This is a genomic window from Kordiimonas marina, assembly GCF_023006325.1.
GTDB classification, from domain to species: domain Bacteria; phylum Pseudomonadota; class Alphaproteobacteria; order Sphingomonadales; family Kordiimonadaceae; genus Kordiimonas; species Kordiimonas marina.
Genome location: NZ_JAINDF010000008.1, coordinates 63,901 through 76,726, shown reverse-complemented (window position 1 = coordinate 76,726; position 12,826 = coordinate 63,901). Strand labels below are relative to the sequence as shown.

Below are 12,826 nucleotides of genomic sequence, written 5' to 3'. Positions count from 1 at the left end.
GACAGCGCTGTCAATTTCATGTTGCCAAGGCATATGAAGGGATCAGATCTGTGCATCCGGAGGAATCCTGAAAATACGGGCGGCAGGCACGTGACTTGCGGGAGCTTATGCCCGTTCCTGCCGCCCTTCCAAAAGGCCTTAAGCCCTTTGAAAATCGTAAATCGACCCAAGGTCCAGGATGGTGGTTAAACGGTCGAGCGCGGTCAGGCTTTCCTCCGCCAATAACGGGTCGGCCAGATCCGCCGGGTAAAGCTCATCGCGGTAGTGATCCGAGGCCCAGCTTTCCAGCGCATCCGCCAGCGCCTCATCAAGGAAGACACGGCCCCGGACGGCTTTGCGCTCGGCCTCGGTCAGGGTGACCCGAAGACGCAGACAGGCCGGCCCACCACCGTTGCTCATGCTTTCCCTGAGGTCGAAATAATGCGTTTCCCGGATCGGGCCGCCTTCATTAATCAGCGCTTGCACATAGGCATAGGTGGCAGCATTCTCCCGCGCGTCTTCCGGCAGGATCAGCGCCATTGTACCGCTTGAAAGCGTCACAAGCTGACTGTTGAACAGATAGGATTTGATGGCATCCTCAAGCGGCACCTCATCCGCAGGCACCTTGACGAAAACGGGGTCAAAATCGGCGCCGCGACGAATATCATCAAACATCCGGTCCGCCTCGGCAAACGCCTGTTCATGGAAGAAGAGCGCGGGCCCGTTGGCGACTGACACAACGTCATTGTGAAATGCCCCCGCTTCGATCGCCGCCGGGTTTTGACGTGCATAAACTGTCCGGACCGCATCAAGCCCGTGGCGGCGCGCTACAGCTTCGCTCACCTCAAGCGCCTGCCTTGCAGGGAACTTGAGCTCTTTCGCCTTGCTGTCAAAAGCCGAGGCGCCATAGACAAAAAGTTCAACCCCCGCATCACCGTGACGGGGACAAAGCCGGCCATGGTTGGCTGCCCCTTCATCGCCCATGCGCCCCCCGTAGGGGAGAGGGTCATGAACCATGAAATGGTGTTCATCGGCGAAAATCGTGCGAAGCGTCCGTTCAGACTGTTCCGCCTCAATCGAACGGTGAAAGTTAGCGCCAAGGTTCGCCGGCGTGAAATGGGCCCGGCCATCCGCGGTGTCCGCCGATGGTGAAACGGTCGCCGCATTTGCTGTCCACATCGCCGAGGCCGACATCATGTTGGCAATCAGCGGATACGATGACTTGGCGGCAGCCTCCGTCATCTGCCCGATAGTACCGGTGAAGCCGAGCGCCCGCAGAGTTGGACCATGGGGACGTTCATGGGGCGGCAGGACTGCCTGGGGGATACCCATCGCCATCAATGCCCGCATCTTGCGGATGCCCTGCAAGGCCGCCTTCTTCGGGCTCGAGGCCCGGCCCGAGTTGGTCATGGAGGCGACATTGCCATACGAGAGCCCGCCATAGTTATGGGTCGGACCGACAAGGCCATCGAAATTCACTTCCTGTGCATGGGTCATGGACGTATTTTCCTTAAAACAAATACACGCTGGCGGACGTGCCACTTTCGAGCCCGAGCGATTGAAGTGCCTGGGCAGGCAGTCGCACTTCCCCATCAGCCGCTATGTCCGTCTCGGTTATGACCACCCGGAAATCCTGAAGCGACGGGTTGGCGACCATCGCTGGTGTGCCAGCCGCGGCCCCTGTGTTTTCAGCAACAGTCAGGACCTGGGACTTTTTGACGATTTTCACATCTTCTGTGCGGGCATCAAGGCAGGCTCCGGCATCGAAAATATCAACGAGGCCGTTATAGCGCAGCCCCTGCTTCTCCAGGAGCTTCGCAGCCCCACGCGCACCGTCATTCACCTTGCCGATGACCTCTTGTGCGGCCTCCGGCAACAGGTCGACATAAATGGGGTGCGTGGGCATCAGGTCAGCGATGAAGCGGTAGTCCCGGCCACTCATTTTGTCGGCCTCGCCAAAATCCAGCTTGAAGAAACGGCGACCGACTGCGTCCCAAAAAGGCGAGCCGTCTTTTTCATCGGTTTCGCCCCGGATTTCGGCGAACAACCTCTCCGGGAAGCGGTTGCGGTGACAGGCCATGAACATCAAGCGGGCATAGGACAACAGCCGCCCGCGTCCGCCGCCACGACGATCTGGCCGCAGGAACAAGGTGCCAAGCTCAGCCGTCCCGCCATAGTCATTGACCAGATGCAGGATGTCGGCGCTGACCTGAATGTCATACTCAGGCGCTTTCTTGGAAATACGGGATACACGGTAGCTATAGAAGGGACGGTCAAGGCCTACTGCGGCAAAGATCGCCGACAGGCCGACAATCTCGCCTTCTTCCTCCAGCACGAACAGATACATTTCATTGCCAGGGACTTGAACGGGTGCCGCCACACTATCTAGCGACCACTGGACGCGTTCGCGCATGGCATCCGCATCGCGTGGCATCGTGGTCATATGACCATCAACCGTGCGGGCAAGCGCCACGAGCGCATCCACATCCTCAAGCCGTGCCAGCCGTACCTGCATAATCCACCTCCTCCGTGAGGGGAGGAGTGTAGGCGGAAATAGGGCGTATTAATCGCCGAAGACAGCGGCCCAAACCGCAATCTCTAAGCTAATTCATGGGATGAACAGAATTTTCTGCGGAAAATCTTAACGGTCAGTCGGCAAGCAGGGCTTCAAGCGGATAGCCCGAAAAGACCTTGCAGTCTTCGAGAACCGGGAGGGTATGAAGCTTGATCACGCCAATGTCCGCCCCCAGCATTTCATCGGACAGGCGGCGGAGCTGGGCCATGTCGCGCACGACTACACGGAGGAGATAATCAAACGATGCCCCCAGCATGAAGCCCGAAACGATTTCCTTCTTCTGAGCGATATAGGCATCAAACTTCTTGAAATCATTAGGGAAGTGGCTTTCGAGCGTCACTTCCATAAAGGCCGACAAAACGGGACCGACACGGTCCAACGCCACGTCAGCGCGGTAGCGGGTTATATAGCCCTCCGCCTCCAGCCTGCGGGTGCGTGTGAGGCATGCACTGGGCGACAGGTTGACCTTTTCCGCCAGGTCCTGATTGGTGATGCGGGCATTTTCCTGCAAACAAGCCAGGATATTGAGGTTGATACGGTCCAGCTTCATCGGGGCTCAGCCTTCCTATTTCCGCAGAAAATGCAGCTTTTTACGCATTCCGGGCCAGCTGGCTTTCACCGGCACGCCACAGCGTCCGACAATAATGGCTCAAGGCCCCTGAAAACAACAGAAAACAAGAACCTTGAGGTAAGCCCTGCATAAGCCACGCCTTACCCTGATGCCGAATTTTCTTCAGGTGCTTACAAATAAAAAGGCCCACGACCCAATGGATCGCGGACCTCTTTCAGGGGGCTGGAAAGGCCCCCTTGGGCAGCTCAAACCCTATTTTTTCACCGGCGTGAAGCGCACGGCCATCCCACCACCAGCGGCAAGCCGGATCGGGAAGGTGTCAGCGGACGTGACCTTAATTTTCTTGATGGTCATGTCATAGGGGTTGGTCTTCCAATGCGCGTTCGGTCCATCGGCATAGATTTGCGCCTCATAGGTCACGCCCGGCGTCAGGAAGCCCAGCGAGACTTTCATGAAGCGGCCATGCTCATCCGTCAGGCTGCCGAGGTACCAGTCCTCGCTGTGGCGATCCTTTCGGACGATCGTCACCTGCTCGCCGATTTCACCCGTCAGCACGCGCGTATCAGCCCAGTCGGTCGGCACATCACGGATGAACTGGAAGGCATCCATATGCTTCAGGTAATTCTCCGGCAAGTCGGCCGCCATCTGGACCGGGCTGTAGAGCACCACATAAAGTGCAAGCTGCTTCGCCAGCGTCGTGCTCACACGGTTATTGGGTTTCGCCTTCGGATAAAGAAGATCGAAGATGCCCGGCGTGAAATCCATCGGCCCCGACAGCATCCGCGTGAACGGCAGGATAGCTGTGTGGGACGGCGGGTTCCCCGGCGTGCCCCAGGCGTTATATTCCTGACCGCGCGCGCCTTCCCGGCTCAGCCAGTTCGGATAGGTACGGCGGAGGCCGGTATCCTTGATCGGCTCATGACTGATAATGGAGACATGATGCTTGGCAGCAGCCTCGAGCACCCGGATATGATGCTCTGCCGAGAACTGGCCGTCATGCCACTCGTTATGGATTTTGCCGTGTTTGTCACAGCGGATCAGCTCACCGCCATTGGCGACATAGCCGGTCTTAACCTGACGGACGCCCATTTTCTCATCAAGCGCGAAAGCCGCATTCATCTGCTTTTCATAGTTGCAGACATCCCCTGCGGTTTCATGGTGACCGATGATGCGCACACCACGCTTGGCGGCATATTTGCTGAGTTCCTTGAAGTCGAAATCCGGGTAGGCCTTGGTGAAGCTGAACTTGCTGCCGTTGTTGAACCAGTCGCCATCCCAGCCTTGGTTCCAGCCTTCCACCAGCACGCCCTTGAAGCCGTATTTGGCGGCAAAGTCGATATAGTCTTTGACGTTCTTGGTGGTGGCACCGTGGTGCGGGCCCGACCCCCAGGTCCATTTACCCAGGTGCATGGCCCACCAGACGCCGACATATTTACCCGGTTCAATCCAACTGACATCGCCGAGCTTGTTGGGCTCATTGAGGTTGAGGATCAGGTCGGACATGATCAGCCCGCCGGCGCTATCGGCAATCTGCATGGTCCGCCACGGCGTGACAAACGGCGCCTTGGTCTTTACCTTCACGCCGTCCGACCAGGGGGCAAGGTCAGCCACGAAATGGCGCGAAGAAACCCGGCGCAGCGACATGCCGGAATAATTCACCAGCGCGGCTTCATGCACGCTGATATGCAGGCCGTATTTGGTGCGGATGGTGAAGGGCGTGTGCGCCATCGTCACTTCATCCAGCGGCGTCTTCTGATAGAGATACTCGTACCGGTTCCAGCCGCGCGACGGGATCCACCAGGCGGTGGCATCGTCATGGAAATTGAACTCGGTCATCTCCTTGGTGATCTCAACCTTGCCGAGGCCGCTGTCTTTCGGGAAGACATAGCGGAAGCCGAGGCCATCGTCGTACACACGGAACACCACCTGGAAGTGGCGGCCGCTATCCGCGCCCTGGCTCGCCCGCACTTCGGTGAGATCAACCGTCATCTCATTATAGTGGTTACGCACATATTCGCGCTCACCCCACGGCTGTTTCCATGTGTTATCGACCGACCGGGTTTTGACCCCGGTGATCTCAAGCCCAGTGGACAGGGCGCGCGCATTCTTGAAGCGGAGACCAAGACGTGAGGCATCCACGACGGGCTCCCCGAACCGGCTGACCGAATAGGTCACGCCGCTTGGCGTTGCCGTCAGCGAAACGGACAAAACATGGTCCGGGGACGAGATGGTCGCCGGGCCGTGCTGTGTTTCGGCGGCATAGGCGCCAAAAGACACCAGGCTGAAACAGACTATAAATAATGATACGATGCGTCGCATGATGCGCCCCTTCCCAATGTGGCAACATAAAGCCGGCGCCACGCCTATATGGCATGGCACATGTCACACTTCACCGGATGGAACGCTTGGGGCGTTTTGCTGATTATGATGCGAACCCAGGTGAACCTTTTGCCAGCGCTGCATGATCTGCTTTACCGGCATCTTCCCTTCCAATGAAGTGAGTACAGAAAACAGACAGCGCTGTCAATTTTACAGTGCGCAGCTGTGCGCCAAGCGGACTTTTTTCTCTCCCGCCTTGCGGACCGGGAGAGGTTGGTATACCGCTTTGTGTCGGGAGAATGACAACGATAAAAACGGGGGAGCACGTACCGTGTCCAAAAAGAAAGTAACCGAGTCCGAAAAGCCGATCCCGCTATGGCTGGCCCTGACGCCGCTCATATTCCTGATGGGATTGCTGTTCTGCGGCGTGTGGTTCTTCAGCAGTGACTCATCTTCAGGTCCGAACCAGATATCGCTCCTCCTCGCTACCTGTTTCGCCTTCATGATTGGCAAAAGCCGCGGCATGACCTGGGAACAGATGGAAAAGTCCCTGGTGAAGGGCATTTCCTTGTCCCTCGGCGCCTGTCTTATCCTTCTGGCCGTTGGTTCGCTGATTGGCGCCTGGATGCTGGCCGGCACCGCGCCCGCGCTCATCTATTATGGCCTCGCTGTCCTGAGCCCGAGCTGGTTCTTCCCGGCAGCCCTTATCATCTGCGCGATGGTATCGATGGCCATTGGCTCCAGCTGGACCACCGCCGGCACCATCGGCCTTGCGCTCATTGGCGTCGCGCATGTGCTGGGGCTTGACCCCGCGATGACAGCCGGGGCCGTTGTCTCCGGCGCTTACTTCGGCGACAAGATGTCCCCGCTTTCGGATACCACCAACCTGGCGCCTGCCATGGTGGGCACCGACCTTTTCACCCATGTGCGCCACATGTTCTGGACCACGGCACCGTCGGTCCTGATTGCCCTCTGCATCTTCACCTGGCTCAGCCTCACGAGCGCACATCAAGTCGCCTCACCGGAAGCTATTGAGGCAATCCGCGGCACTTTGAGAAACTCGTTCAACCTGGGCATCCCGACCATGCTGCCGCTTGCGCTTCTGCTGTTCCTGGCGCTGCGCAAATATCCGGCGCTACCGACCATCACCGCAGGTGCCCTGTTCGGTGCCTTCATCGCAATTGTCTACCAGCCTGACGTCGTCCGCACCTTCGCCGACCCCGACCATGCGCTCAGCGCAGCAGGCGCGGCCTTCAAGGGCATCTGGCAGGCCATGGCTGGCGGTTATGTTGCCTCCACCCCTGACGAACATCTGAACCAGCTGCTGTCGCGCGGCGGCATGGGCAGCATGCTCAACACGATCTGGCTGATCCTGAGCGCCATGTGTTTCGGTGCTGCCATGGAGCGGGTAGGCCTGTTGCAGCGGATCGTCGAAACGCTTCTCAAGGGCGTACGCGGTCCAGGCTCGCTGATCTTCACCACGGTCCTGACCTCGATCGGCATGAACATCATGGCGGCGGACCAATATATCGCCATCGTACTGCCGGGCCGTATGTACCGGCTGGAGTTCGCCCGCCTTGGACTGGCGCCACAGAACCTATCCCGGACGCTTGAGGACGCCGGCACCATGACCTCCGCGCTCGTGCCCTGGAACACATGCGGTGCCTTCATGTCGGCGACTCTCGGTGTGCCGACACTCGCTTATGCGCCGTTCGCCTTCGTCAATATCCTGAACCCGCTGATCGCCATCACATACGGCATCTTCAACATCAAGCTGACCAAGCTTGAGGATGCCGACCCGGCAGTTTATCAGGAAATGGAAGAAGAGCTTGAGGAAGCGCACCTCGATGAGGTGAAGGAACAGGCCTGAGGCCTCCACCCTTCCAAGAAATAAAAAAGGCGCCTCACCGGGCGCCTTTTTTATGCCGCGTCTTCGGCGAGCGCGAACGCACCAACCAGACCGGACTGCCCCCCGAAGGACTGGCGCACGATATAGCGGTCAAGCCCACCCGCACGGGCGGCAAGCGGCAGATAACCGCCCATCAGCGCGTCGAAACGTACCCGTACTTTTTCAAGTAGCCCTTCCCTCATCAGCACACCGCCGCCGAGGATAATAACCTCAGGCGACAGCGTTACCGTCAGCGTGCGGCATAGCTGCGCGAGGTAGAAGGCTTCCATCTCCCAGCCCTCATGACCCTCCGGCAAGGTCTCTGCCGCCTGCCCCCAGCGAGCTTTCATCGCCGGACCGGACGCCAAACCTTCCAGACAGTCTGCGTGGTAGGGACAGTGGCTCTTGAAGCCTTCATCACCCGGCGCACGCGGCACCGCAATATGGCCGATCTCCGGGTGGATGAGCCCATGCAGCAGACGGCCATTCACCAGCACCCCGCCGCCGATACCGGTACCGACGGTGATATAGACCGCCGTCTGGCATGCTTTTGCGGCCCCGCCTTTATGTTCGGCCAGCACCGCCCCGTTCACATCGGTATCAAGCGCGACCGGTACATTCAGATGCCCGGCGAAATAGCCCGCAAGGTCCGTCCCAGACCAACCGGGTTTTGGGGTTTCCAGAAGATGGCCGTATGTGGGGGACGTGGGGGTGAGGTCCAAGGGCCCAAAGGCCGCGATGCCGAGCTTACTGATGGGGCCATGCTCTGCCGCGGCACCCTGAAAAAAGGCGAGACAAGCCGCCAGCGTTTCCGCAGGCGTTATCGTCGGCAATGAGACGCGTTCCAAGATGGAGCCCGCATCCTCACCGACTGCGCAGATAAACTTGGTGCCGCCCGCTTCGATTGCGCCCAAAAGTGCCACGTCTGCCTCCGTTCCTCACGCCCGCATCAGCCAGCGGACCTGATAGCCAGCCAGATGGTACACATCCTCGCCCGCACAGGAAAGCGGCGGAAAGATATCTGAGACGGCACCCTGCCCCAGCTGGGCCGAAACATAATCGGCAGGAACACTGATAGGATCGGCGCCAAAGTTCGCCAATGCCAGCAGAGGTCCGTCACCCGGGCGCACATAGGCGAATACGGACGAAGCAGGACCGGCCAGATAGCGGATTCCGCCTTCGGCATTCAGTACGGGGAGCGTTTTCCGCGCCCGTACCATCGCCTTGAGCGAGGCAAAGATACGCTGGCGGGCATGAGCATGGTCCGGGGTAAGCCCATCCGTATCCCACCGCATTGTCGGCCGGTGCAGCCAGCGGCCGTCCGCACACCCGGGGGTATCCGTATGGTCATAATCATTGAGGAGGCCGATCTCGTCCCCCATGAAGATGAGCGGCACGCCATCAAGTCCCATCAACACGCCGTGCAGCAGATTAATACGCGCGACCGCCGTGGCGATCAGCTTTTCATCGCCCGCGTCCAAAGCAGCTTCGAGCCCAGCCAGTGAGGCGAGCGTGCCATTGGTGGCCGCGAAGGGTTCGCCCGCGACCGGCTGGAACGCCTGCCCGCGAGCAAAGCTGTTCTTTTCCTCACCACTGTAAAAGCGGGTCAGGAAACCCAGGTGGGCATCATCCGCGCCCCACAGGGCACCTGCCCGGTCCCTGAGCGTGGCCCAGCCGATATCGTCATGGCAGCGGGCATAATTGACCCACGCCGTGCCGCTGGGGCGGGCGGGCAAGTCCTGCAGCATCGCCGTCGCGGGCGCGGCACTACCGGTTGCCAGGCTATCCCACAAAGCCGCCATCAAGGCCGTATTGTAGGCAAGCTGGCATTCCCGGCCCGCGTTCTCGCCCGAGCCGAAATATTTGGTGATATGACGCGCGCCGGCCACCACCTCCGCCTTCATGGCGATGCCGGGGGCAACCACGGCGCTAAGGGCGCGAAACGCCTGCAGGAGCGCATGTGTCTCCGGCAGGTTCTTGGACCGGGTTCCCGGCTCCTTCCAGGCATAGATGGCGGCATCGAAACGGAAAATCTCCACGCCCCGGTTCGCAAGCGCGAACATGGTTTCCAACATGGCGATGAAGACGGCTGGGTTCCGGTAATTCAGGTCCCACTGGAACGGGTAGAAGGTCGTCCAGACCCATTTTTCGCATTCCGGGACATAAGTGAAATTGCCCGGCGCTGTTGCCGGGAAAACCTGATCGAGGTCTTTTTCATACTGGTCCGGCAACGTGCGGTCCGGGAACATCAGGTAATAATCCTGATACTCGGCGTCGCCCTTCATGGCGCGCTGGGCCCATTCATGCTCCCGCGCTGTATGATTGAACACGAAGTCGAGACACAGGCTGACCCCAGCTGCGCGAAGCCGTCCCGTCAGCATCTCAAGATCGTCGATTGTGCCAAGCGCAGGGTTGGTATCCAGATAATCGGCGATGGCAAAGCCACCGTCGCTGTCCCCCGGGCGCGCCTTCAGAACCGACAACAGATGTAGATAAGTAACCCCGAGCCCCCGCAGGTAGGGAATTTTGGCTTCCATACCGTCAAAATCACCGGCGAAACGGTCCGGGTAACACATGTAGCCGAGCGTCTGCTCGCTTTGAAACCACGTACTACCAGTTTTCTCGCGCTCCTTATCAAGGGCAAGAAGGGCATCCGGACGGGCGCGGTAGGCCGCCTTGGCCACATCCAGGACCCGTCGCCACCAATCCTCAAAGTCATCCCGGGCCCCGTAAAGCAGCGTGAGCGCCTTCCGGAGCATCGGTTCCTGGGCCTTAAGTCGGTGGGCGAACAATTCGTCAAGAGAACGGTCCGCATCATGCCCACCGGGGTTAGCCTTCGTTGGCATCATCGTCGCTTACCTGTCACAAGCCGCGTGTGCTGAGCGGCGAAAGAGAAGAAAAGGGGTGCGGCCAGGGAGGGCCCGCCGCACCCAAGGAACCCCGTCTTGCGCCTTGTAAACATTCATAAAGACGGGGGCACTTGGAGCTAACGCAGCGTCAGAAGGTGTACTTCAGCGTTGCCGTCGTCGACCGGCCGTTGATCGAGCGGGCCCGGATAATATTGTCCTGGCCATCAATGATCGACGCTTCCTCGGACTCGGTCAGGCCAACCACATCGAAGAGGTTGTTGACGTTGAGCATCAGCGACAGGCCGTCCGCGATCTCATAGCTTGCGAAAGCGTTGACCTGGGCATAGCCCGGCATGACCAACTGGTTGGTGTCCTGCGTGTAGGAACTCGTTGTCCCGATCACGTTGGTACCGATCTGGAACCGGTCAAGCGTGTAGGACGCCGTCGCCTGATAGACGAACTTGGCCTGACGGCGCGGACGGTTGCCAACCACCGACGGGTTAAGCGCGTCGGAGGAGATTTCCGCGTCCGTATAGGTGATGCCACCGTTGAAGTCGAAAGCATCATAGTGATACTGGGCTTCAATCTCGACACCCTCGGCCTTGTAGGTCCGGTCGAAGAATTTCTGGGTTGTCGCCTCGAAATTCTGCTCCTGCGTTTTGGCGTAGAAGCCGGTCGCGAAGATACCGAAGTTGCCGGTGCGGTATTTCACGCCCAGTTCGATCTGGTTGACCATATCGATGGCGTCTTCCTTGGCGACACTGCCATCCGCCTTGACCTTGCCGAACAGCAGACGGTCGGCATTGGCGCGGCCACCACGGCTGATGCGGGCGAAGGTTGCCAGATCATCATTGAAGGCATAGTTGGCGCCGACCGAATAGGACCAGTAATGCCAGGTGTAATTGACCGGCATCGGGTTCGAACGGTCGATCACCGAGACGCTTTGTTCCGGTACCGAAATGGTGCCGTCCTGGTTCACGTCCAGGTTCGGGGACTGTACGCCACCCGCGTAGGAGCCGGTTGCGCGGCCACTGTCATAGCGGAGGCTGGCATCGATGGTCAGGTTCCCCATATCGACCCCGACGGATGCATAAGGTGCATCGATGTCATACTGGGTGTCATAGTTCCGCTGGCAGCAGTTGCCCCAATAAGGCACGCCGTAGGCAAGGAGACCGCTATCGGACATGGCGTTGCCGTTCGCGTCATACACATTCAGAAGTGCTGCGTTATTGCCCTTCACTTCCATCAGGTAGGAGTTCCAGACCCAGTCCATATTGATCGTCTGCGCCGATTTATAGTAACCGGCGGTAAAGTCGACCGTATTGCCGGAATCCAGCTTGACCGACTTGGTCAGTTTGAAGTCGTTGGCAAAGTTGCTAAGGTCGTTAAGCTCGACATCAAACAGGTGAACCCGCATGGCAAGGCCATTGCCGTTGAGCGCCCCTGGGTTTGTGATGGCATCACCACCGTTCGGGCCATTGGCATAGGCCAGCGTGGCACCGGTACCACCGATTTCTTCAGCGAGACTGCTTGCGGAGCCGACCTCAGCCGGGAACGGCGAGACAAAACGCCCGCTGGTTTTTGCGACACGAATTTTGTCGCTCACGTTCCAGCTGTCGCTGAGGTCGAAGTTGAATTCGCCGCCCACAGCCGTGCTGAGGGGGTGCATCCCGTCGGCCACATTGCTGACGCGCCGGTTGCCGTCACCGCCGATCCCGAGATTGGACAGGAAATAGACGCTGTGGGGCGTATCCGACGAAATATTGAAATTGGTGATCGAGCTGATCTGCGGGTTCGCATTGGTGCCGCTCACCTTCACCGGCATCGGCAGATAGCCGATCGAGCGGTCATCCAGATGCTTGAAATAAAGACGCACGAAACCCTTGTCGAATTCCTTGGTGATGTTGGCCTTGATCTGGCCACCCTTGTTGCCGTCATAACCAGCATGGCGCGGGCCTTCACCGACCCGGTAGAAACCGGCGACATGGAAGCGAAGACCATCCCCGATCGGGCCGCCATAAGCAAAATCCGCACGGGTGGTGTTGTAATCGACACCACGGGTCAGCGCGACGGCACCACCTTCTTCCTTGCCGGTATTGCTGATGAAGTTGATCACCCCACCCGGCGAGTTGGACGCCAGCGTCGAGGCCGAGCCACCACGGACAGCTTCAATCCGCGCGATCGAATAATCGGCGCGCAGGAAAATGTCGGCGTTACCGAAAGCGATATCGCCGAACTCCATCACCGGCAGGCCGTCTTCCTGCAGTTGAAGGAACTTGGCACCGCCTGATGCCACCGGCAGGCCGCGCACGGCGATGTTGGCGTTGCCTTCACCACCGGTCGATTCGGAGCGCACGCCCGGAATGTTGCGGAAAATCTCGGCCGCCGACCGCGGGGCGAATTTCTGGATTTCGTCCGGCGAGACGCTGCTCACCGACACGCTCGACATCAGGGTCGAGGCCGCGCGCGGCACGGCGGTGACGACAATTTCCTCGAACGGCCGCGTATCTTTGGCTTTCGCCGCCTCGGCATTTTTATCGGCCTTATCCGCAGCGTGCGCGGCGGCCGTAGCCATCAGTGATAGGGAAACGGACGCCATCAGGGCGCCAAGTCTGGATTTCATCATTAGTAACCTCCCCAGGTTC

The 12,826-nt window shown here is 59.3% G+C and carries 8 protein-coding genes; 1 reads left to right on the top strand and 7 read right to left on the bottom strand.

What is annotated here, in order from left to right; genetic code table 11:
* Nucleotides 1-138: 138 nt before the first annotated feature.
* From astB to K6118_RS16360, 4 genes are all read right to left on the bottom strand, one after another.
* The gene (gene astB / locus K6118_RS16375) at nt 139-1,476 is read right to left on the bottom strand and encodes an N-succinylarginine dihydrolase (RefSeq protein WP_247121566.1); all 1,338 of its coding nucleotides are present in this window, start codon (nt 1,474-1,476) and stop codon (nt 139-141) included.
* 13 nt (nt 1,477-1,489) lie between these two features.
* Nucleotides 1,490-2,494 (bottom strand): arginine N-succinyltransferase, encoded by a 1,005-nt coding sequence (locus K6118_RS16370; protein ID WP_247121565.1) that lies wholly within the window; start codon nt 2,492-2,494, stop codon nt 1,490-1,492.
* A gap of 133 nt (nt 2,495-2,627) precedes the next feature.
* Nucleotides 2,628-3,104, bottom strand: coding sequence for an Lrp/AsnC family transcriptional regulator (locus K6118_RS16365; protein WP_247121564.1), 477 nt, complete (start codon nt 3,102-3,104; stop codon nt 2,628-2,630).
* 273 nt (nt 3,105-3,377) lie between these two features.
* Nucleotides 3,378-5,444, bottom strand: coding sequence for a glycoside hydrolase family 97 protein (locus tag K6118_RS16360; RefSeq protein WP_247121563.1), 2,067 nt, complete (start codon nt 5,442-5,444; stop codon nt 3,378-3,380).
* A gap of 331 nt (nt 5,445-5,775) precedes the next feature.
* Here K6118_RS16360 and nhaC point away from each other — a divergent pair, with 331 nt between their 5' ends.
* Complete coding sequence (nhaC, locus tag K6118_RS16355; protein WP_247121562.1) at nt 5,776-7,314, top strand: Na+/H+ antiporter NhaC; 1,539 nt, start codon at nt 5,776-5,778, stop codon at nt 7,312-7,314.
* Between the two features lie 50 nt (nt 7,315-7,364).
* On the opposite strand, the gene K6118_RS16350 is transcribed toward nhaC, so the two are convergent.
* The 3 genes from K6118_RS16350 to K6118_RS16340 form a co-directional block, all read right to left on the bottom strand.
* The gene (locus K6118_RS16350) at nt 7,365-8,255 is read right to left on the bottom strand and encodes an ROK family protein (protein WP_247121561.1); all 891 of its coding nucleotides are present in this window, start codon (nt 8,253-8,255) and stop codon (nt 7,365-7,367) included.
* Between the two features lie 15 nt (nt 8,256-8,270).
* Nucleotides 8,271-10,181, bottom strand: a complete 1,911-nt coding sequence (locus tag K6118_RS16345) for an alpha-amylase family glycosyl hydrolase (RefSeq protein WP_247121560.1) — start codon at nt 10,179-10,181, stop codon at nt 8,271-8,273.
* Nucleotides 10,182-10,329: 148 nt separating this feature from the next.
* Complete coding sequence (locus K6118_RS16340) at nt 10,330-12,807, bottom strand: TonB-dependent receptor (RefSeq protein WP_247121559.1); 2,478 nt, start codon at nt 12,805-12,807, stop codon at nt 10,330-10,332.
* Between the last annotated feature and the right edge of the window lie 19 nt (nt 12,808-12,826).